General features: G+C 38.7%; 22 protein-coding genes and 1 pseudogene. 14 read left to right on the top strand and 9 right to left on the bottom strand.

Features of this window, described 5'->3' with window-relative positions; translation table 11 throughout:
* The first annotated feature begins 8 nt into the window (after positions 1-8).
* A complete protein-coding gene (locus BN6556_RS11005; protein WP_066191029.1) occupies positions 9-1,055 on the top strand; it encodes an ABC transporter permease in 1,047 nt (348 codons plus the stop codon).
* 29 nt (positions 1,056-1,084) lie between these two features.
* Positions 1,085-1,297, top strand: coding sequence for a hypothetical protein (locus BN6556_RS11010; protein WP_066191032.1), 213 nt, complete (start codon positions 1,085-1,087; stop codon positions 1,295-1,297).
* Between the two features lie 129 nt (positions 1,298-1,426).
* Here BN6556_RS11010 and BN6556_RS11015 read toward each other — a convergent pair.
* Positions 1,427-2,600, bottom strand: a pseudogene (locus BN6556_RS11015) (IS256 family transposase).
* Between the two features lie 144 nt (positions 2,601-2,744).
* Here BN6556_RS11015 and BN6556_RS21915 point away from each other — a divergent pair.
* The gene (locus BN6556_RS21915) at positions 2,745-3,152 is read left to right on the top strand and encodes a hypothetical protein (RefSeq protein WP_148436740.1); all 408 of its coding nucleotides are present in this window, start codon (positions 2,745-2,747) and stop codon (positions 3,150-3,152) included.
* On the opposite strand, the gene BN6556_RS11020 is transcribed toward BN6556_RS21915, so the two are convergent.
* The 3 genes from BN6556_RS11020 to BN6556_RS11030 form a co-directional block, all read right to left on the bottom strand.
* On the bottom strand, positions 3,078-3,866 hold the full coding sequence (locus BN6556_RS11020; protein ID WP_066191039.1) for a PAS domain-containing protein: 789 nt from the start codon (positions 3,864-3,866) through the stop codon (positions 3,078-3,080). The two genes, BN6556_RS21915 and BN6556_RS11020, sit on opposite strands and share 75 nt — an antisense overlap.
* A gap of 178 nt (positions 3,867-4,044) precedes the next feature.
* Entirely contained in the window at positions 4,045-4,407 is a 363-nt protein-coding gene (locus BN6556_RS11025; protein WP_066191044.1) for a DUF3021 family protein, read from the bottom strand.
* Positions 4,408-4,420: 13 nt separating this feature from the next.
* Entirely contained in the window at positions 4,421-4,708 is a 288-nt protein-coding gene (locus tag BN6556_RS11030) for a hypothetical protein (protein ID WP_066191049.1), read from the bottom strand.
* A gap of 579 nt (positions 4,709-5,287) precedes the next feature.
* On the opposite strand from BN6556_RS11030, the gene BN6556_RS11035 reads away from it, so the two are divergent.
* The 5 genes from BN6556_RS11035 to BN6556_RS11055 are packed head-to-tail and all read left to right on the top strand — an operon-like array spanning position 5,288 to position 11,594.
* Positions 5,288-6,301: an ABC transporter substrate-binding protein gene (locus BN6556_RS11035; RefSeq protein ID WP_066191053.1), complete on the top strand. Its 1,014-nt coding sequence runs from the start codon at positions 5,288-5,290 to the stop codon at positions 6,299-6,301.
* A 36-nt stretch (positions 6,302-6,337) separates the two neighbouring features.
* A complete protein-coding gene (locus BN6556_RS11040) occupies positions 6,338-7,429 on the top strand; it encodes an ABC transporter ATP-binding protein (protein ID WP_066191055.1) in 1,092 nt (363 codons plus the stop codon).
* Entirely contained in the window at positions 7,419-9,071 is a 1,653-nt protein-coding gene (locus tag BN6556_RS11045; protein WP_066191059.1) for an ABC transporter permease, read from the top strand. Before BN6556_RS11040 ends, BN6556_RS11045 begins: the two co-directional genes overlap by 11 nt.
* A 41-nt stretch (positions 9,072-9,112) precedes the next feature.
* Positions 9,113-10,810: a sensor histidine kinase gene (locus BN6556_RS11050; protein ID WP_078060050.1), complete on the top strand. Its 1,698-nt coding sequence runs from the start codon at positions 9,113-9,115 to the stop codon at positions 10,808-10,810.
* A complete protein-coding gene (locus tag BN6556_RS11055) occupies positions 10,803-11,594 on the top strand; it encodes a response regulator transcription factor (RefSeq protein WP_066191067.1) in 792 nt (263 codons plus the stop codon). The genes BN6556_RS11050 and BN6556_RS11055 overlap by 8 nt, the downstream gene beginning before the upstream one ends.
* Before the next feature lie 105 nt (positions 11,595-11,699).
* Here the strand turns inward: BN6556_RS11055 and BN6556_RS11060 are convergent, their stop codons facing one another.
* Positions 11,700-13,163: an APC family permease gene (locus BN6556_RS11060; protein WP_066191069.1), complete on the bottom strand. Its 1,464-nt coding sequence runs from the start codon at positions 13,161-13,163 to the stop codon at positions 11,700-11,702.
* 154 nt (positions 13,164-13,317) lie between these two features.
* Entirely contained in the window at positions 13,318-14,637 is a 1,320-nt protein-coding gene (locus tag BN6556_RS11065) for a TrkH family potassium uptake protein (protein ID WP_066191329.1), read from the bottom strand.
* A gap of 189 nt (positions 14,638-14,826) precedes the next feature.
* Here BN6556_RS11065 and BN6556_RS11070 point away from each other — a divergent pair, with 189 nt between their 5' ends.
* The gene (locus BN6556_RS11070) at positions 14,827-16,065 is read left to right on the top strand and encodes a dicarboxylate/amino acid:cation symporter (protein ID WP_066191071.1); all 1,239 of its coding nucleotides are present in this window, start codon (positions 14,827-14,829) and stop codon (positions 16,063-16,065) included.
* Between the two features lie 60 nt (positions 16,066-16,125).
* Here the strand turns inward: BN6556_RS11070 and BN6556_RS21920 are convergent, their stop codons facing one another.
* On the bottom strand, positions 16,126-16,350 hold the full coding sequence (locus tag BN6556_RS21920; RefSeq protein WP_148436742.1) for a hypothetical protein: 225 nt from the start codon (positions 16,348-16,350) through the stop codon (positions 16,126-16,128).
* Positions 16,351-16,444: 94 nt separating this feature from the next.
* Here BN6556_RS21920 and BN6556_RS11075 point away from each other — a divergent pair, with 94 nt between their 5' ends.
* Both BN6556_RS11075 and BN6556_RS11080 read left to right on the top strand, forming a co-directional pair.
* Positions 16,445-16,678 carry a TM2 domain-containing protein gene (locus tag BN6556_RS11075; protein ID WP_066191073.1) on the top strand — a complete coding sequence of 78 codons (234 nt, stop codon included), beginning with the start codon at positions 16,445-16,447 and terminating at the stop codon, positions 16,676-16,678.
* A 442-nt stretch (positions 16,679-17,120) separates the two neighbouring features.
* Positions 17,121-17,657 (top strand): excalibur calcium-binding domain-containing protein, encoded by a 537-nt coding sequence (locus tag BN6556_RS11080; protein ID WP_066191076.1) that lies wholly within the window; start codon positions 17,121-17,123, stop codon positions 17,655-17,657.
* 45 nt (positions 17,658-17,702) lie between these two features.
* On the opposite strand, the gene BN6556_RS11085 is transcribed toward BN6556_RS11080, so the two are convergent.
* Positions 17,703-18,479, bottom strand: coding sequence for a hypothetical protein (locus BN6556_RS11085; RefSeq protein WP_066191078.1), 777 nt, complete (start codon positions 18,477-18,479; stop codon positions 17,703-17,705).
* Between the two features lie 175 nt (positions 18,480-18,654).
* Here BN6556_RS11085 and cidR point away from each other — a divergent pair, with 175 nt between their 5' ends.
* The 3 genes from cidR (at position 18,655) to BN6556_RS11100 (ending at position 20,574) form a co-directional block, all read left to right on the top strand.
* A complete protein-coding gene (cidR, locus tag BN6556_RS11090) occupies positions 18,655-19,557 on the top strand; it encodes a cidABC operon transcriptional activator CidR (protein WP_066191080.1) in 903 nt (300 codons plus the stop codon).
* A gap of 122 nt (positions 19,558-19,679) precedes the next feature.
* A complete protein-coding gene (locus BN6556_RS11095) occupies positions 19,680-20,228 on the top strand; it encodes an acyl-CoA thioesterase (RefSeq protein WP_066191083.1) in 549 nt (182 codons plus the stop codon).
* Positions 20,209-20,574 (top strand): hypothetical protein, encoded by a 366-nt coding sequence (locus tag BN6556_RS11100; RefSeq protein ID WP_066191085.1) that lies wholly within the window; start codon positions 20,209-20,211, stop codon positions 20,572-20,574. Before BN6556_RS11095 ends, BN6556_RS11100 begins: the two co-directional genes overlap by 20 nt.
* A 33-nt stretch (positions 20,575-20,607) precedes the next feature.
* Here BN6556_RS11100 and BN6556_RS11105 read toward each other — a convergent pair whose 3' ends face one another.
* Positions 20,608-21,210: a biotin transporter BioY gene (locus tag BN6556_RS11105; RefSeq protein WP_066191087.1), complete on the bottom strand. Its 603-nt coding sequence runs from the start codon at positions 21,208-21,210 to the stop codon at positions 20,608-20,610.
* Between the last annotated feature and the right edge of the window lie 11 nt (positions 21,211-21,221).

Genomic DNA, 21,221 nt, shown 5'->3' on the forward strand with positions numbered 1-21,221 from the left:
TGATTCCTATGGTAGAACAAACGACAAATAGCGTTACCCATTTTCTGCATTGGTTTAAAAAACATTGGAAGAATAATCCTCTGTTTAGTATTTTTATCGCATTAGTGGTGATGGTGATTCTGCAGACGATTGTTTTAGGTTTTGATTATCCCACGTTTGGCGATTGGTTTCAATCTTGGACAAACAATTGGATTAATATACTCCGCAATAATGCCAGTATTGCTATCGTGGCACTAGGGATGACCTTTGTCATTATGACGGGCGGGATTGATTTAGCCGTTGGTGCAACGCTTGTTGCCACCGGGGCGTTTGCTATGACCTTGCTGGATGCAGGAGCCAATGGTCTCTTGAGCAGTATCGGGATAACGGGCTGGCCAGCTATCATACTCACTATTTTGTTGGTAATGGTGTTTGGTTATTTATTGGGATCCCTGATTGGGGTATCGGTAACGCGAGGGATGGTTCCTCCTTTTATTGCCACATTAGGTGCAATGATGGTGTTTCGTAGTGTGACACAGCATGTGATGCAAGGGGCTTCTCCACGAGTACCGAGCGAGTTCTTGCAAATTTCTAATTTCAAGATCGGTGACTTGATGATTATGCCTATCCTTTATTGGATCATCATTGCGGCAATTATGTATTTTATTTCAAAAAAGACAACATTTGGCCGCCAGATTATTGCCGTTGGATCGAACGAAAGGGCGGCAAGGCTATCTGGTATTAATGTGAAAAAAGTGAAATTCCGTGTTTATGCCTTATCGGGAATGTTAGTCGGTATTGCAGCAATCATTCAAGTATCTCGTATTGGCTCCATGGATTTTGCTGGTTCAGGGCGCGGGATGGAGATGGATGCCATTGCTGCAGCAGTTGTCGGTGGAACAAGCATGATGGGAGGAAGAGGGTTTATTTTAGGTACGGTATATGGGATGTTGATTATCGCCGTATTGAATAATTTATTAAATCTCTTCGGCGTCCCACCATTGCTGCGCGATGCCTTTAAAGGTGCAATTGTGATCGGTGCTGTGCTATTGCAAAGGAAGGAACAGTCGGCATGATCGAACGAATATAAAGAAGCCCGCCAAGTATGGTTGGTGATATGCCGACAATGGTATTGGTTTTCACTCATGAAGTGGTCGTCATTTCCAAGATGACGCCCATTATTTCAGTATTCGCACATCAAACGGCCGTCATTTCCAAGATGACGGCCATTATTTCAGTATTCGCACATCAAACGGCCGTCATTTCCAAGATGACGGCCATTATTTTAGTTTTCGCCCGTCAAACGGCCGTCATTTAGTCAAGTCCATATTATTGTGTAAAATACATTTACATGTTTTTATCCGGTTAGGGTATGGTGAATGTGTGGAGGAAGGAGGGGGTACCCCCTCCTTCCTCCACACATTTTCGCGCCGACGCTGGCGGGCTTTTAGGTACCTTTCAAGTATATTCGATTGCCTCGGTCTAATTGTTCTTCGATATCCATGAGGACGGCCCCAATTAACCGAAAAGCGGATTGAGTGTTAGGAAATATGCGAATCACTCGTTCTCTTCTTCGGACTTCTCCATTGATTCTTTCCACATTGTTGGTGGTCCGTAACTGCACGTGATAATCAACGGGTTCGTTCATAAATTGAACCGCATCATCAAATCCTTCTTCTAACAATTCTCCTACTTTCGTAAATCTTGGCTGATCTTCATACGCCTTCAAAAACTGATCTTTTAACGCTCGCGCTTCCTCTACACTGCTCGCGTTAAATACACGTTTGATCCATCTCTTGGCCTCCTCTCTCCCTTTTTTCGGCAAGGTATCGAACAGATTCCGTTTGAAATGGACCGTGCAACGCTGCCAACTCGTACCAATGAACCGTTGTTGAATGGCTTGTTTTAACCCTTCATGGGCATCCGAAATAACCAGTTTGGGCGACTGGAGACCTCTCGATTGTAAACTTTCCAAGAAACGGCTCCAGCTTTCCTTCGACTCGGCATGCTGAACTGTCATCCCGATGATTTCCCGTTTCTTTTCTTCGTTGACCCCCTACCGCAATATACACCGCTTTAGAGACCACTTTATGATGCTCTCTTACCTTGATATACATGGCATCGGTATAGATATAGGGATAATACTTCACATTCAACGGGCGATTGGCCCATTCCATGACCAGGGGATCCAATTTCTTGGTGATATTCGATACCATGGATTTAGACACCCCTTCTCCACAGAGCGCTTCCATGATATTGGTGACCTTTCGAGTAGATACCCCGTTCACCACCATTTCCAGCATCGATAAGACCAAGGATTGATCGGAGCGTGTATATTTTTCAAACAAGGATGGGGAAAATTCCCCTTTCCTCGTTCGGGGAACATGTAATTTTAAGGTTCCCACAGGTACTTTATAATCGCGCTCATAGTAACCGTTGCGATAGTCCTTACGCCCTTCGGTTCTTTCGTAAGATGCTGCCTCTAGGTAGTCATCCCGTTCTTTCTCCATGAACGAATTCAGCACAATCACTAACGCTGATTTCATCACATCTTCTAAATCCGATCCTAATACTTTTTCTTTTAATTCTTCAAAATTCAGTTTAAAATGGATATGGGTCATCGTTCATTTCTCCTTTATAAGTTTTTAGTGGGATAAAAACATTATAACAGGAAATGAACGAGGCCTTTTCCTTTTTACACAATTATATGGGCTTAATCCGTCATTTCCGAGATGACGCCCATTATTTCAGTATTCGCACATCAAATGGCTGTCATTTCCAAGATGACGGCCATTATTTTAGTTTTCGCCCGTCAAACGGCCGTCATTTCCGAGATGACGCCCATTATTTCAGTATTCGCCCGTCAAACGGCTGTCATTTCCGAGATGACGGCCATTATTTTAGTTTTCGCGCGTCAAATGGCTGTCATTTCCGAGATGACGGCCATTATTTTAGTTTTCGTGCGTCAAATGGCTGTCATTTCCGAGATGACGCCCATTATTTTAGTTTTCGCACATCAAATGGCTGTCATTTCCGAGATGACACCCATTATTTCGAGTTTCGCACATCAAATGGCCGTCATTTTCGAGATGTCATCCTTAAACCTTCTGTTGTTCTTGCTGCAAGGCGCACATGGCATCTCTTACGGTCATATATGTTCTCATCGATTGTAATTTATCGCTGATTTCTACTGTTTTGATGGCGAGCTCTGTCCGAATTCCGGTTAAGACGAGTTGTGTTCCAATCAAAGCGGTTAAATCATAGAGTTTTAAAATCGAAGCGGCGACAAAAGTATCGACTTCATATAGCCCAGATAAATCTAATATTAGATAATCATCCTTGGAGCTGATCAAGTAGTTGGAGATAGCTTCCGTTAGTTTCTCCATCCTTGTTTCATGAAGTGTTCCAATCAGCGGAAGGACGGCGATGGACTCCGCTACTGGAACAATGGGTGTGGATAATTGGTCCATTTCTTGCAGGGCTGCTTTTAATAAGCGCTCTTGTTCTTTTTCATTTGTCATATCCTGTTGTATCCCGACAAAATAGTATTTTCCTTCCTCTTCTACCCACACGGGGTCAATGGAAAGTTCGTTCCAAAACGGCGTTCCATCTTTTTTGTAGTTATATAATTGTACAGTCACAGACTCTTTGTGTTTAATAGCTAGTCTTATTTTGGACAAGTTGTCAGGGTCAGTTTCCTCTCCTTGAAGGATGCGGCAGTTTTGTCCAATGACTTCCTCTTCTTCGTATCCAGTCATTTCGGTAAAACCATTATTGACAAAAATAATCGGATGATCATCTAATGATGGATCGGTGATAATCAGGCCGACCTTAGTATAATCTAATGCTTTTTCAAATAAAAAATGTTTTTTATCGATATTCGACATCCCGATTTCCCCTTTATTAGTGATAAGAATAGTGTAATCCATTTTTGTAGCATGCGCAACCAGATCAGATGTCTGTAATTCCCTTTCGACATCGTCTAATAAGATCAAAGTTGTCTTGAATAGGAGAAACAGGAAGTAAAGAAGCAGCTCGTGATGAAGAGCTGCTTCTTTACTTCCTTCATTTTGAAAAGATCTTCACTGCCAAAAAGGATAACGACCACAACAATATACCAATAAACATAAAAATAAGCAGGATTTTTAAGGCATCTGTGACAGAACCTACGGTAAACCAACCGCTTAGCAAAAGAATAGGGTAGACCGTTATAAGCATGATGAAAAAGTGTACAAGTGATTGCTTCCATAAGCTCCAATGATCGATATGATAAATAACACTTGCTGCAGCAACAAAGAATGCTATCAATGCAGCCAGCAGTGTACCTTTTGCGTCAGAGTTTTTTCCTTGAGTATAAAGAATGAAAGCAATACCACCCATAATTAGCAAGGGTATACCACCCCTTAATAGTGCTTGGATCATCATCATATGACAGCACCTCCTATTTCAACTCTTCTTTCATTTTGTAAATAATCGCATTGGTAGAAAATAACAATAAGAAGATGATTACTACGGCTTCGCTTGCAACATGGAGAATTGCTTCTAATTGGTTAAAATCATGGCCATGCGTAATCGTGTTCACTAGCAGGTAAGATGAAAAGTTTGTATGACCGATAAGTGATTCTAGAGCACTTGCCATCATTCCCAGCATATTTAACCCTAGAACGATGCCAATTACGATACTCGGAATAACATGTTTGACAATCAAGGTTGCACATAACATGATCACGAGAAATACCCTATGCAGCAAAAACTGTCCAATCAACAGTTTAGCGAAGTATCCCGATTCACCAATGGGTACAAGAGGGGTCTACCTATGCTTGATTTTGTTTTCTTTGGTGATGGAAAAGGGTATTGCATACATTAATTGATATCTTTGATTTGATTTGTGTTTGAATAAATCTAAAGGAATCATTTTTTATGATAAAAGTAAATCGATTTCTAATATCCTTTATTTGGATTTTGTCGTATGCCAAGGAGATCAATAATAGAGCGATAAGCATTGCTTCACTTTCTCTATAAGCTGTGTTTTTAATTTATTATATAATAAAACGCTTGGTTAATAAAATGAAATTTAAAACCTATAAGAATTTTCATTTTTGCTCTAAATACTAGTTCTTTATTACAAGATAAAAGAATCTTATTTCGAATTAACGCAAAGTCCAAATAGTAACTTAGTATCTCAAATTGATTTGTGGATTGTCTTTTAGCTGCGTCCGATTTTAGACAAAGTCGTTTATTTTTAGCATTGTAACCGTTGTCAAACCTGTTTATACTGAGATCAATCACAAATTAGGAGGTTAGAATATTGAAAAAAATAACGTATTTATTATTTGGAATGATGCTGTTTATTGTATTATCTGCTTGTAACAGTGGGGAAGAGGATGAAAATAAATTAGTCGTTTATTCACCAAATAGTGAGGACATTATTAATACCATTATTCCGATGTTTGAACAAGAGACAGACATTGAGGTGGAACTTGTTTCTGCAGGTACGGGTGAACTACTGAAACGAATTGAAACAGAGGCAGGCAATCCTAACGGTGACATTATGTTTGGTGGAAGTAAAGCACAGATGTTAGGGCAAGCCGGTCTATTTGAAGAGTACACTTCAGCGAATAACGATAAGATGCTTTCTGACCACCAGAATGTTGATGGGTTCTTGACACCTTATGGAGCGGATGGAAGTGTTATTCTCGTCAATACTGATTTGATAGGAGATATTGAAATTAACGGATATGAAGACTTGCTGAATCCAGAATTAAAAGGAAAAATAGCAGGAGCAGATCCTGCAAGTTCGAGTTCAGCCTTTGCTCAACTTACTAATATGCTAATGGCTATGGGTGGAGATTATTCATCAGATGAAGGATGGAGTTATGTAGAAGAACTAGTAAGGAACATGGATGGAAAGGTCGCAAGTGGATCAGGAGCTGTGCATAAAGGAGTGGCAGATGGAGAGTACACCGTCGGACTTACTTATGAAGATCCTGCTTTAAGTTATGTACGAGATGGTGCTCCTGTTGAAGTCATCTATCCGGAGGAAGGCGCTGTATTCCTAGATGCAGGTGTGGAAATTATTAAGGATGCCAAACATATGGATAATGCGAAGGCCTTTGTTGATTTTATTACATCAGAAAAAGCACAAAATGCCTTTGCTCAAGAATTAACCATTCGATCATTAGGAAAAGATGTCGAGGTAGCAGATTACAAAAAGCCATTCGATGAAATTAATGTGATTCAAGAAGATGAGGAATATGTAGAAGAAAACAGAAATGAAATTGTTGATAAATATAAGGATGTATTTACTGGTGCTCAAGAATAATCGTATACACAAAAAAGACAACAAAGGAGAATGACCGTGAGTGTAACCATCAAATTCAATGATATAATAAAAAAATATGCTGATAAGACCGTTATTTCGGGGCTTTCTCTGGACATCAAGAAGGGTGAGTTTTTCACCCTTCTTGGGCCATCAGGTTGTGGGAAGACTACTCTGTTAAGGATGATAGCTGGTTTTAACAGTATTGAAGGTGGTGAAATATCTTTTGATGATAGAGTGATGAACCGAATAACTCCTCAACATAGAAATATTGGCATGGTATTTCAAAATTATGCTATTTTCCCAAATCTAAATGTGAAAAATAACGTTGCATTTGGATTAAAAAACAGGAAAATAGAGAAAGAAGAGATAGAGCAACGAGTGGACCGAATTTTAGATGTTGTACAAATAAGTCAATTCAAAAAAAGTATGCCAGAAAATCTCTCTGGAGGTCAACAGCAAAGAATAGCCTTGGCACGTGCTATCGTAATGGAACCAAATGTGCTGCTTATGGATGAACCACTTTCTAATTTAGATGCCAAATTACGCATAGACATGCGAGAAGCTATTAAGGAAATTCAGCATAAAGTAGGAATAACGACAGTTTATGTAACGCACGATCAGGAAGAAGCAATGGCAGTTTCCGATCGAATTGCAGTAATGTACAATGGCATCATTCAACAAGTAGGTACGCCAAGAGAAATCTATCAACGTCCATCCAATATTTTTGTTGCGAGTTTTATTGGAAGAACTAATATCCTAGAAAGATCCCTAAAACAAGAGGGTGGTAAACAAGTATTAATAATGGGAGAAGACTATAAATTAGAAATGAATCACATTCCTCAAAAGGAAAAAATAAAGATATCTATTCGTCCAGAAGAGTTCACAATTAGCTCTACACAAGAAGGAATAGCAGGAGAAGTTCAACATAATGTTTTTTTAGGTACAAATGTTCATTACACGGTCAAACTAAATAATGATGAATTTGTTGAGGTAATACAAGAGGCTACTCTAGGCGAACCGATTGAACCTGGTACAAAGATAAAACTATTAATGAATAAGGAAAAAATTAATCTATTCGATTACGAAACAGAGAGGAATGTGCTGGAGGAGGATTCCTATGCAAAATAATACGACCAGCAAAAGAGATATATGGAGTCTCATTACATTAGTTATTATTCTATTATATGCCTTAGTACTCGTATTACCATTGATTACATTATTAAAAGAAAGTATCGTAAAAGACGGAGGTTTTTCGCTTGACTATTTTACGGAGTTTTTCACTAAGAAGTATTATTACAGCACCTTGTTCAACAGTCTGAAAGTAACTGTTGCGGTTACATTAGCTTCTTTAGTTATTGCAACCCCGTTAGCTTATATTATGACGAATTTTAAAATTAAAGGGAAACTATTTTTGCAAATACTCATTCTTATTTCTTCCATGGCACCTCCCTTTATTGGTGCTTATGCATGGATTCTGCTGATGGGGAGAAATGGCGTTGTGACCAATTTTTTAAGTGATGTATTCCACATTACTATGCCAGATATCTATGGTTTCTCGGGGATTTTGATTGTGTTGACGCTACAATTAACACCGTTGATCTATATGTTTATGATGGGGGCGTTTAAAAGTATTGATAATTCATTGATAGAGGCTGCCGAAAGTATGGGTTATACGGGTTTGAAAAAGGTATGGAAGGTGATTATGCCACTAATGATTCCTACTATATTAGCTGGTTCCTTACTTGTTTTCATGCGTGCTTTGGCAGACTTTGGAACCCCGATGCTAATTGGAGAAGGATTTGAGACTTTACCTGTATTGATTTTTAATGAATTCACCAGTGAAATGGGTGGTGACTCTGGTTTTGCCGCAGCAATTAGTGTTATTGTTGTTGTGATAGCATTAACCATTTTCTTGTTACAAAAATACGTTACAAATAAGAAATCTTTCTCTATGAGTGCTTTACATCCCATTAAGGAAAAAAAAGAAACGGGGATTCGTAATGTATTGGCTCATTTGTTTGTATATGGCTATTTAGCATTTGCCATCTTGCCGCAACTGTACGTTGTATATACTGCATTTTTAAAGACATCGGGCAGGATCTTTGTTAAAGGTTATTCGTTAGATAGTTTTAAGACAGCATTCACGCGTTCAGGCGATACAATCGTGCATACTTTTACATTAGGTTTAGTCGCACTGTTTTTTGTCATTTTGATTGCTATCTTAATTGCCTATGTGACGGTTCGACGTCGTAGTGCAGTGACCAATGGATTGGATATTATTTCAATGGTACCATATATAGTACCTGGTTCTGTCCTTGGTGTAGCATTGTTGCTCGGTTTTAACAGCAAACCTTTTCTTCTGAGTGGTACGGCAACGATTATTATCATTGCTTTTGTAATCAGAAGGCTTCCATATACAATTCGCTCTAGCGCAGCGATCATACATCAGATCAATCCAAGCGTAGAAGAAGCTGCGGCAAGTCTTGGGGCTTCTAATTTAAAGACATTTTTTAAAATCACATTGCCAATGATGTTACCAGGTGTAATATCTGGTGCCATTCTTAGTTGGGTTACAATTATTAGTGAGCTTAGTACCTCGATCTTACTGTATACCGTTAATACAAAGACAATGACTATAGGAATATACACTGAGGTGATTCGTGGCAATTATGGTGTAGCTGCTGCTTTATCTACAATATTAATTGCTATTACGGTTATTTCATTATTAATCTTCTTTAAATTAACCGGTAAGAAAGAAGTTTCTTTATAAAGACGAAAGAAATAAGAAATAAACAAAGGAGTGACTCTATATTGAAAAAGAAAAGTTTCAAGGATGCCACGAAAAGTCTTTTTCTAAAATATACAGTCATTCCTATTTTGGCTTTAATTGTATTATTTACAATATTCACGATTGTTATCTTTCACCTAAAGGCTGTATATGATGCTAAACAATCAGGCGTTCACATCGGTGAGAAGATAGAAAATGTATACAAAACCTACCAAGAAGAGATGGAAAGGATGATTTCTTCATCCGTAGTGATGGAAAGTTTGCAAACGCATTCCGATATTAACCTTGTATACGAAGCATTCTATAACTTCAACAACCAGCAGGAGGTAAAAAGTAGTTTTTATTTGGTGGACAATCAACATGTATTTGTGGCATCTACCAATAAATCGAATGAAGAAGTGAACGATGCTATTTTGGACCAAATCGTTCCGCATTTGCGTGAAGAACCAAATAAACTGCTAACTTTAGTAGAGAAAACAAGTTTTTCGCATGGACAGACCTCTTCTATAACCTTAGGAAAAGCAGTGAAACAAAATAATCGAATAATAGGTTACTTAATTTATAAATTATATGAGGAAGATTTTCAACGTTTAATATTTGGCGAAAAGACAGATATTGTGGTTGTCACTGACACGTATAATCATATTGTTGTGACTTCTAATGAAATTGTTCAAGGATTGATGAACAAATTTCAACCAGAAAAAATAACAAACTCAAGAGCACAAATAAAAAATGAAAATTATTATATGAACCAAATAAAAACGGAAGATGGTCTTTTTCGTATTTATACCCTAAACAATACTGGAACAGACCGAGTGGTTCTGATCCTATATATTTTATTTATTGGTATTACAGGTTTATTTTTATTTGTCTTGCTTCGAATATTAGCAGAGAAGATGTCGAGTAAAAATGTGGACTCGATTGATAAACTATTGGTTGCCGTTTCTCAATTAAAGAAGGGTGATTTAACCTCCTATGTGGATATTGATACCGGGGATGAATTTGAAACACTGGCGAATCAATATAACATTATGTTAGATAGCTTAAATGCTCTTGTGAAAAGAAATCAAGAACTGTCAGAAATCAAAAAAGTGAATGAAATGAAGATATTGCAAAGTCAATTCAATCCGCACTTTCTGTTTAATGTATTAGAAACATTGCGTTATACCATGATTAGTAACGTGGATAAAGCACAAGATATTATCTTATCATTGTCTTCCTTGCTACGATATAGTATTAATCAAACCGTCGATTACGTAGTTCTGGAACAAGATTTATATTATACAATTGACTATTTGAAACTGCATCAACTAAGGTTTCGTGATCGTCTGCATTATGAAATAGATATACCGGAGGAGATTCAAGGAGCTTTTGTTCCTAAATTGTTACTACAGCCGATTATAGAGAATGCAATTAAATATGGTTATCAGAGGCAAACTAATTTGAATATATTAATCAAGGCTGTAGTTAAAGGAGAATGTATCGTGTTCACTGTGGAAGATGATGGAGGAGGAATTGCTCCTGAAAAGCTTAATGATATTCAAAGGAAGATTCAAAATGACAGAAATAGTCAAATAGGAATCGGATTATATAATACACACCAGCGCGTGCGTCTTCAATATGGAAATGATTATGGTCTTATCATCCATAGTGTTTTGGGTGAAGGAACAACTGTACAGATAACCATCCCATATTCTAAAGGGGGAGAACTCCATGTATAAACTATTAGTAGTAGAAGATGAAGACATTATTAGAGAAGGTATTAGATATATCCTTGATTGGACAAATCTCCAATGTGTAGTAGTTGGTGAGGCGACCAATGGAGAAGAAGGATTGCAAAAGATTGTCGAATTAAACCCTGATATCATATTACTTGATGTTAATATGCCATTGAAGAATGGAATTGATTTATTGGCAGAATGTGACGATAGCCATATATTTAGCACGATTATTCTTTCAGGGTATGATGATTTTAATTATGCACAAAAGGCCATTCAATACGGTGTCAGAGAGTATTTGCTCAAACCAGTTGATCATCGTGAATTAGAAGCAGCTATTAATCGTGCTAAAAAAGAAGTAGACAATAAGAAGCAATTTCATATTATGGAGGAAAGTATGAAAACACCCGAAACAAAAAACGTGTTAAACGTAGATATCTGGACTGAATGGAAGGATCAATCACAACATGTACAACAGATGGTTACTTATATTCAAGAGTATTACGATGAGAAAATAAGTATCAATGATCTTGTTGATGAGGTAGGGATGGGAACTACTTATTTGAATAAAAAGTTTAAAGAGGGTACAAGTTATACTTTTAATGAGTTTTTGAATCGGTATCGTATTCAGAAGGCAATCGAACGTATTAAAACGGGAGATGATAAAATTACGATGATTGCGACTGAAGTTGGTTTTAGTAATTATCGTTATTTTATAGATGTATTTAAAAAGTATACGGAATTTTTACCGAGTGATTTCATGTCATACTTTGACAATACAAAATAGTTCGGTAAACGGACATCGTTTTTATAATTGTTAGCCAAAATGTAAATGCTTTATAAAAAGAAGCGGGAGGCTCCTAGCTCACCCGCTTCCGAGAAACTTACTTTACTAATCTTCCGTCTGTCCCAACTCTACTTCCTTACTCCCCAAAATATAATAGTTCAATTCCTTTCTTGGGATATCCTTAAAGTCTTTACGTTTAATCAAATAAAAGATAATCCCTAACACAATCCAAGCCCCAAGCGCGATTCGAGATTCAATACCTAGGAAAGCAGGTGATCCAGGGAATAGTAGTAATATAAGAAAAATAACACTTGCAATCATACCAAGGATGGCGACGATTTTCTTTCCTGGTGCTTCTATATGTCTTTTTTCATTAAAACCGGCGTCCTTTTTCATTTTGAATAAAGAAAAGGTGGCATAACAAGTATAGAAATAGGCAATAGTGACACCTACCGATGACATATCAACCACCCATAATAAGGCTTCCCGGCCAAACCAAGGGGATAACATGGCAATGACGACGGCAAAAATGACGCCCCAGTATGGCGTATGATGCTTAGGGTGAAGGTTTGAAAAGAAGCTCGGGATGATCTTGGCACGTGACATCGCAAACAGTAAACGGCTGGATGAAATAATAAAGCCATTTAGACCAGTGAAGATTCCCATCGTTAAGGCAACCGCAAGAATAGCAAGGCCAAGTGGTCCTAGTAGTTCTTCGATGACAAAGCCTGTTCCCCAAATATGATTAGCACTAACGACCCCTTCCCATGGCTGAACCATAGACGTAGCGAGGATCATCAGGCTGTATAAAGTAGCAGCAGCTAAGATAGCAAATACAATCAGCTTAAAGGCTTTCCTAGACGGAAAATCAAATTCTTCTGCTGTTTGTGGAATATTATCAAATCCAACATAAGCCCAAGGTGCAATGGCTACAATCGAAAGAATAGCGGCAAGCATCGTGGTATCTGTTGGGAATAATGGGGTTATATTCGCTATTCCCGCCCCACCATGGCTACCGACTAACACGGTTAAGACGAGGATCGCACCTACCATTACCATACAGAAAATAAACTGCATTCGGCCAGATAGGCTGGACCCGCGAATGTTAAAGAATCCAAAAACAATTAATAGGATCGATGCGACAATAATTTCCGTTAAATAAATATCCCACCCCGCGATTTGATACAAGGGAATATTTTCAATTACCCTAGGGAAAATAAATTTAATCATCAGTGCAAAAGCGGAGGCATTCAATGCCACAATACATATGTACCCTAATGTTAGGAACCAGCCAGAAATGAAGGCGTGTGTACGACCCAGGCTAACGTAAGCATAGGCAAACTCCCCACCAGAAACCGGAAAACTTTTAATTAAAAATCCGTAGCTGACGGCAATGAGAATCATTAATAAGGCACCAATGAAGAAACCGAGGATGACCCCTAATGGTCCAGCTGTAGACATCCAGTTAACCGGCTGAACAAAGGCACCCCAGCCGATAGCGGAGCCTAATGCGATCGCCCAGACCCAATGTGGCTTTAGTGTTTTCTGTAGCGTTTTTCTCTTTTCCATAACAATAGCTCCTCTTTTCTTTTTTTGAGGGGTGTGTACGATGTTACCATAATTACCTAGATAATAAAGGGGGGGGGTTCAAAAAGTATGTTATGCTATACCCGCAAATGACGGTTATCAATCACGATTTTGTTTGTAGAAGGAAGAAGAGACTCTAGCCCGTTAGAATCTCTTCGTTTGGATAACGTATCTTCGCTCGAGTGTTTTTGGCAATAGCAAAGGCGAGGGTAAGTGGTCCTATTTTACCGAATACCATTAATAGGATAATGGTTATTTTTCCAATAAGCGTTAGTGAACCAGTGATGCCCATAGATAACCCCACGGTACCGAAGGCAGAAATCACTTCAAATACCAGAGATAGAAAAGATTGATTCTCCGTTAGTAATAAAGAAAAAATACCAATTGTCAGCAAGGCAATACCCATAATTGTCACGGCTAACGAGCGTAAAATCACGAATTGGCTAATGGATCTCCTGCCAATTACGATTTCCTCTTTTCCTTTGAGGAATGTAATCACAGCGAAGCTAATCACGATAAAAGTGGTTAGTTTAATCCCACCTCCAGTAGATGCACTCCCTGCGCCAATAAACATTAGTAATAATAGTAGGAAGAGCGTGGGTTCTTCCAGCCCGGCGATGTCCATCGTATTGAATCCTGCTGTTCTAGCGGTAATCGCTTGGAAGTAAGAGGCCCAAAGCTTGTCCCCAAAAGAATGCAGCATCGCCAAGGAGTTTGGATTGTTGTACTCAAATAAAAAAATAAGTAGCATGGCGACCATATTAGTGATCAGAGTACCCAATACCATTAGCTTGGAATGGAGGGATAATTTTTTCCAACGTCTGTTTTCCAAAAGGTCAATCAGTACGGTGAAGCCAAGACCACCTGTAATAATTAACAGGCTAATTACTATATTAACGAGAGGATCCACTTCGTAATTCATTAAATTATCAGACCACAAAGCAAACCCAGCATTATTAAAGGCAGATATCGAATGAAAGAAACTGTAATAGATCCCCTTGCCCCAACCTAACGTAGGTATCCAACGTATGGATAGGACCAGCATGGCGATCAATTCAATAATAAGAGAAAAAACGAGTAGTTGTTTGGCTAATCGAATCACCCCACCCATAGCATCTTGGTTTAGGGAATGCTGCAATACCAAGCGTTCTTTTAGACCAATTCTTTTGCCTAACAATAGGATGGTAACCACCGCGAAGGTCATAATACCTAAGCCGCCAAGTTGAATTAATCCTGCTAGCACCATCTCTCCGAATATAGTGTAGGTGCCAGCTGTGTCAACAACGGTAAGACCGGTGACTGTTAACGCAGAAGTGACGGTAAACCACGTATCAATCCAGCTAACCGAATGAGTGGTAGCTATCGGTAATTTTAATAGTAGTGTGCCAATCAGCATCATACAAAGAAAGGCTCCAATAATGATTTGAGGTGGTGACGAATTTCTAAGCTTGCGCATGGCTATTCCTTCTTCCATGAAGTGTAGGGTCTCTTAGTATGGGATGGCTATATCCATTTTTATACTATATGCTTAACTAAAAAATACTCTTTTTCGAAAAAAGTGTCAATAAGGAAATGGAGTCTTTCATGTTCTTGTCGATTCGTGTACAATGTAACAAGATGATTATGATGAAAAGAGGACAACGGTATGAAAGAAAAATTCAAGTCCTATCGATTTCCGTTGATTTTGTTAGGCTCGATTCTATTAGGAACTATTATTGGCTTGGTTTTCGGAGAACAGGCCATGATAATACAGCCGCTTGGCGACCTATTTATTAATTTATTATTTATGATTGTTATCCCACTTGTCTTTTTTACGATTTCCTCAGCGATTGCAGGTATGGACAGCATGAAGCGTCTTGGAAAAATTATGGGGACGATGATGACGGTTTTTGTAGTGACAGGTATTATTTCTTCTGTCTTTATGCTTGTGGCCTCGGTGATTTTTCAACCGGGATCAGGGGTGGATATTGCCTTAGAAACGCCAGAAGAAGTAGAAGAAACGACATTATCTGAACAATTGGTTAATACGTTTACGGTTCCGGATTTTGTTGATTTATTTTCACGTGATAATATGCTGGCGTTGATTATTTTCTCTGTATTAGTTGGTGTAGCTACTGGTTTAACAGGAGAAAAAGGCAAGGCGTTCAGTCGTTTCTTGACGAGTGGTTCAGAAGTATTTATGAAGATTATTCAGGTGGTCATGTACTATGCGCCGATTGGTCTGGGAGCCTATTTTGCTGCGTTGGTTGGTGAATTCGGTGCCGATTTGATCGGTGATTACGCCAAGGCTGTGATGATGTATTATCCGGTATCTGTTTTATATTTTTTGATTGGATTTACGCTTTATGCCTTTTTGGCAGGTGGAAAAACAGGAGTTTCTCGTTTTTGGAAGAATATTCTGTCTCCCGCCGCTACTTCATTAGGAACTGGAAGCAGTGTGGCTGCTTTGCCGGCCAATTTGCAGGCAGCCGAGAAGATTGGTGTACCAAAGGATATTCGTGAAACGGTAATGCCATTAGGTGCCACGATACATATGGACGGCTCTTGCTTGTCGGCCATGTTGAAGATTGCCTTTATCTTTGGCGTCTTTAATCAAGATTTTATGGGAATGGATACCTTTTTAACGGCTATCGGTATTTGTCTTTTATCTGGTATTGTAATGAGTGGAATTCCTGGTGGTGGTTTTATGGGTGAAATGATGATTATTACACTATATGGTTTCCCAATTGAAGCATTGCCCATCATTACGGCGATTGGCGTAGTAGTGGATCCACCAGCAACAATGGTTAATGTGACAGGTGATACGGTTTCGAGCATGCTAGTCACCAGACGATTAGAAGGAAAAGAATGGATGGATAAAGCAGAAGAATCACTTGCAGAATAGTCCTAGTGTTAGGGCTATTTTTTTTGTTTGTGTGCTGGTATGGTGCGATGACGGTTGGAATCAGGGGAAGACGGTCGTCATCTCGGAAATGACGGCCATTTGACGTGCGAAACCCGAAATAATGGCCGTCATCCTGGAAATGACGGCCGTTTGACGGGCGAAAATCGAAATAATGACCGTCATCTCGGAAATGACGGCCATTTGACGGGCGAAAATCGAAATAATGGCCGTCATCTCGAAAATGACGTCCACAAATCGGAGGAAAGCACAAAAAATGGCCGTCATAGTCATAGTCAATTGATGATGTTTGTTTATTGTTGCGTTAAGCTAGAGTGACCTTTATAATTCTTATAGGTAAAAACGAAGGAGGTAAAGTCACTTGGCACAAAGAAGTATGTTATTAGCTTATATTTTATGGTTATTCCTGGGGCAGCTAGGGGTACATCGATTTTACACAGGATATACGGGAGGAGCCATTGCACAATTGATCTTAGGTGTGGTCGGCTGGGCTACTACTTGGATATTGATTGGCTGGATCCCATTAACGATTCTATTTATCTGGTTATTCATTGACCTGTTTTTGATTCCAGGAATGTGTCGGAATCCTAGATAAATAAGATTTATGCCATTCTAAATGCAATATTAGTCCTATCATTTGAAACAAGGGAAAAGCTAAGTTTTTCTAAAAAACGAGGGAACCCAATCTAATTAGTGGATTGGGTTTTTCCATTATATACGAACCGTTTAAAAGACTCTTATTTCAAGATGTCTGAAGATCAAACTATCCTCTCTGTCAATAATTTACTTCCATTCGATTAAATGTATAAGAGAATAATAGCTTATTTTGAAAGGTTTTGTCGAAGATATAGTCGATAAGTAGAAAACAGTATATAATTTTTATATAAAATGTCTTTTCATGGAGGGGTTTTCGTGATCATTCTAGGAATTATAATCGTTGTTTCTTCTTTTATTTATTTGACGTTATCGTATGTGAACGAACAGAAAGAGAAAAAGGCACGTTATAAAAAAATTTTTTATACTGTACTAGCAAGTGTGTGATTGCGTTCGTCCTTGGTTTTACTATCAGTGGCGATTCTACCAAGTTATCAAAAGAAAATGAAAGATTGCTAAGTGAAAATGAAGCTTTAACCGAAAAAAATGCTGAACTAATGGAACAAGAAGAAGGGTTAGTCAAAGAAATGGAAGATTTGCAAAAAGCACGAGAGGACATACAAGCTGCACTGGATGAAAAGGAGGAAGAATTACTCAGTCAATCGCAAGCCTCTAAGAATTATCAAGAAGAAATAGATGATTTAAATACAGAAGTAGATCATCTTACCGCAACCATTGAAACACAAGAAGCAGAGATAGCTTCATTGCAAACGAATGATATGGAGATAGAAACCACTTCAGTCAATGCAGATAGCTCAACCAATGAATCTAATAGTGACATCATATCGGAAGCACCTTCTGATGCATATTACGAAAATTGTACCGCTGCAAGAGAGGCTGGTGCTGCTCCGGTAAAAGAAGGTGAGCCTGGCTACGCACCACATTTGGATCGCGATGGTGATGGGATTGGTTGTGAATGAACGAAAAAGCTTACACGAAATAAAACGTGTAAGCTTTTTACTTATTTATATTCTACCATCAAAATCTTCCTTCATACGTTGAAAGGCGGTGGCGGTAATTCTATGCTTCTGCCTGTAGGTCAAGGTCTGAATGGTAACGATCAAAGCCAGTAAACTGAGCAGATTGAAAAAGGCAAAGAAGCTACTGTTTTCCTGGATCCAGTTCAGCACAACCGGATGTAAAAAGGTGCCAAAGAGTCCAGAGATCTTCTGCAGGAAGAAGGCAAAAAAGATGAGAAATACAGCGCTTAAAAAGTATTCTAACAGGCAAAGTGAATGATACATTTTCTGTGTTGGCAGATCAATATAAGCAGATAATTTTGCCAAGCTTGGCAGCTGAATCTCTTGTTTAGCAGGAAGATGTTGAGGGAATACTCGCTTCAATGTCCAAATAAACAAGATGTTCATCAACTGCAAGAGCACACTGCTGCAGGCAAAAAACCAAGCAAAAATAGCAAACGATTGCAAGGTCATCACCATATCCTGGTTATCAAAAGAAAAGGAGATAAATGTGACTAGATAACAAATCAGCAAGAAACATAGAAACGCAATATGTAATGCCGGGTTATCTCGTTTATGAAGAAACGCCTGGACAAGCAGGCAAATATTAATAAATAACGCGATACTTAAAAGGACCACAGTAAAAGTCCATGTCAGAAAGGAATGACTGAAAAACAAAATAAGCGGGATCACAAAAATGAATACAGCAAAGAACAAGCTAATATCAGACAGTTTACTAATATCCATTAATCGAAAGGTGCTACCTCTATGGCTCTCTCTCATCTATTATTCCCCCTGAAACGTCAACTGATTTAACCCTATTATAGCATTGTTTGAAAAAAGTGGATACCGTAGAAAGCAGAAAGGTAGATTATTTATCTAACCGTATTGCTTTATGCACCATCGCTTATTTGTGATAAACTAGGTTCACTTATCAACTTACCAAGAGGTGAAATGTATGGATATTAAACATATGATCTACTTTATGGAAATCGTTAAAACTGGAAGTATGACGAAGGCGTCAGAGAATCTGTATATTTCACAGCCGACGATCAGTAAGCTGCTGCGTGATTTAGAAGCAGACTTAGGGGTGGAATTATTTGATCGTCATAAACGAAACATGATACTCACAGATGCAGGACGAGCTTTCTACGATCAAGCAAAAGAAATCGTACGTCTTTATAAAAATCTGCCAATGGAGATGGATAATCTATTAGGGGTAAAACGAGGACATATCAAAATTGGGATACCGCCAATCATGAATGTGACGTTTTTTATGCAGATTCTAGGAGAATTTCATGATTGCTATCCGAATATCACTTTCCAATTGGTAGAGAACGGAAGTAAGCGAATTGAAGAAGGTATCGAGAATGATGAAATGGATGTCGGGATTACGGTACTGCCGACAGAGACAGAACGTTTTCATCACTTTTTTATCTTAGAGGAGCAGCTGAAATTAGTGGTCCCCAAAGGGCATGCCCTATCTGGCAGGGAACGGGTAGATTTGGCTGAATTAAAAGAGGAACCATTCCTATTATTTAACGAAGATTTTGTCTTGAACGATCGGATTATTGAATCGTGTAAAATAGCCGGTTTCAATCCACAAATAAGTGGAGAAAGCTCACAATGGAGTTTTATCGAGCAGATGATTGTCGCCAATTTGGGGATAAGCATCCTACCTACAAGTATTATTGCGATGTTAAAAGAAGATGTGGAAAGTATCGCGATCGAGCATCCATCGATATCGTGGCAGCTGGCGATTATTTGGAAAAAGAACAGTTATACGACCTTTGTTACCAAAGAATGGCTGAAATTCACTAAAGAGAAATTAATCTTTGAACAAGGAATAAAGGGAGAATGATGGCGTTCTCATAGATTTCATCTATAGGTATCATGTGAAATAACTATTTTTATTTAGCTTACATTCGATTTATCATAGACATCTGGGAAAAACATTAGGAACAGGAAAGGAACAGATGTGATATGAAAAGTTTTAAACATCCAAACGATAGTAGGGTTGTTAGTACAGATCAGGTACTAGTCAACGATTTAAATAATTATAATACCTTGTTTGGCGGGGTATTAATGAAAAAACTGGATAATAATGCCACGATTTCAGCTCGAAGGCATGCCAGAATCAAGGAATGTGTGACGGCTTCTACGGATTCGATCGATTTTCTTTATCCGATTCGCCAGTCAGACTCACTATGTATTGAATCGTTTGTCACGTATACAGGGAATACATCGATGGAGATTTTCTGTAAGGTGATTGCCGAGGATATGATGACAGGAGAACGAAAAATTGCAGCTACCGCTTTTCTCACATTTGTCGCTTTAGATGAAAATAAAAAAGCGGTCCAAGTGCCAGGGATTATTCCTGAAACAGAAGAGGAAAAATTTTTATATGAATCTGGTGAGAAGCGGGCCAATATGCGCCGGAAGAGAAGAGAGCATAGTAAGGAATTAACCAAAATCATTGGGTTAGAAAAACCATGGGAAAGAAGGGCCATTTATGTTAGCGAATTTAACTAATTTATATGATTTGAAGGAAGAATTGAACGAGTTAGGTCGCAACCATCCAGCGCTTTATGAGAAATTAAAACATGTAGTGAGCTTGACGCGGCAATTACAGATTCCCTATAAATATCTAGGCGAATTAGTGGAAAATGGATATGTAGATACACCACAGCCTGCCTTTATTCGAGAATCTGTCTTGCAGCTTTATCAAACGGAGGTTGAGAAACTTCGGACAGATGAAGATATAGAGCAGCTGTTACGTTTGATGAAGGATAGTGAAGCTACTTCCTATTCTCAACTATTTTTATTAGTGTTAGGAGCTAATCCAGAATTTATTCGGATTAACACGATCATTAAGTAAGAAAAGGCAGTCAGGGATAAGCCCTGGCTGCTTTTACATACTTCCAACTTGCCTCTGTGTGCGAAAGGCGCGCTTGGAGAGAAAATTTTTCTCGAGACGGTAGGCAAACACCCCGGCAATAACTGCTAGCACGATATCCTTGACGAGTGGAAGTGCTAACCAGTACCATACTAAGGCATACGTGAAACCAGATGGTGCTTCAAACCAGACCTGATAGGCAAGGTACATCCAGTTGGCGCCAATCAGAAAGTTAAGGGCTAAGCCCAGCAATGCCATTGTTATATAGGTTGGCAGCGTACGTTTCCGCTCGCTTATTCGTCCAATAATAAAGGCAAGGATAGGATAAGATACAATAAAGCCAAACGTGGGCATCAATATAGATGATGGTCCACCACCAAACTGTGCAAAAATCGGTGCCCCGACCAATCCAAGCAGCATGTATACAAGCATAGTGAACATCCCTAAGCGACTTCCCAATATTAAACCTGCTAGAATGGCAAAGAATGTTTGCAAGGTGATCGGTACACCGCCGATCACCATAAATGGTGCAATAGAAGTAATATTTGCGCCGATAGCCATTAAAGCGACAAAGATCGCACCAATGGAAAGATCGAGTGCTGTTAATTGTTTTTTCATAGATAGGTAAC

Origin of the sequence: Gracilibacillus timonensis (assembly GCF_900086715.1) — a bacterium.
GTDB lineage: Bacteria > Bacillota > Bacilli > Bacillales > Amphibacillaceae > Gracilibacillus > Gracilibacillus timonensis.

Coding starts and splice junctions, on each gene's coding strand:
- BN6556_RS11070 (WP_066191071.1), top strand. CDS start 14,827: ATGAAAGAAAAATTCAAGTCCTATCGATTTCCGTTGATTTTGTTAGGC.
- BN6556_RS11065 (WP_066191329.1), bottom strand. CDS start 14,637: ATGCGCAAGCTTAGAAATTCGTCACCACCTCAAATCATTATTGGAGCC.
- BN6556_RS11085 (WP_066191078.1), bottom strand. CDS start 18,479: ATGAGAGAGAGCCATAGAGGTAGCACCTTTCGATTAATGGATATTAGT.
- BN6556_RS11105 (WP_066191087.1), bottom strand. CDS start 21,210: ATGAAAAAACAATTAACAGCACTCGATCTTTCCATTGGTGCGATCTTT.
- BN6556_RS11060 (WP_066191069.1), bottom strand. CDS start 13,163: ATGGAAAAGAGAAAAACGCTACAGAAAACACTAAAGCCACATTGGGTC.
- BN6556_RS21915 (WP_148436740.1), top strand. CDS start 2,745: ATGGCTGTCATTTCCAAGATGACGGCCATTATTTTAGTTTTCGCCCGT.
- cidR (WP_066191080.1), top strand. CDS start 18,655: ATGGATATTAAACATATGATCTACTTTATGGAAATCGTTAAAACTGGA.
- BN6556_RS11055 (WP_066191067.1), top strand. CDS start 10,803: ATGTATAAACTATTAGTAGTAGAAGATGAAGACATTATTAGAGAAGGT.
- BN6556_RS11010 (WP_066191032.1), top strand. CDS start 1,085: ATGGTTGGTGATATGCCGACAATGGTATTGGTTTTCACTCATGAAGTG.
- BN6556_RS11025 (WP_066191044.1), bottom strand. CDS start 4,407: ATGATGATGATCCAAGCACTATTAAGGGGTGGTATACCCTTGCTAATT.
- BN6556_RS21920 (WP_148436742.1), bottom strand. CDS start 16,350: ATGACGGCCATTTTTTGTGCTTTCCTCCGATTTGTGGACGTCATTTTC.
- BN6556_RS11095 (WP_066191083.1), top strand. CDS start 19,680: ATGAAAAGTTTTAAACATCCAAACGATAGTAGGGTTGTTAGTACAGAT.
- BN6556_RS11005 (WP_066191029.1), top strand. CDS start 9: ATGGTAGAACAAACGACAAATAGCGTTACCCATTTTCTGCATTGGTTT.
- BN6556_RS11100 (WP_066191085.1), top strand. CDS start 20,209: ATGTTAGCGAATTTAACTAATTTATATGATTTGAAGGAAGAATTGAAC.
- BN6556_RS11045 (WP_066191059.1), top strand. CDS start 7,419: ATGCAAAATAATACGACCAGCAAAAGAGATATATGGAGTCTCATTACA.
- BN6556_RS11020 (WP_066191039.1), bottom strand. CDS start 3,866: ATGTCGAATATCGATAAAAAACATTTTTTATTTGAAAAAGCATTAGAT.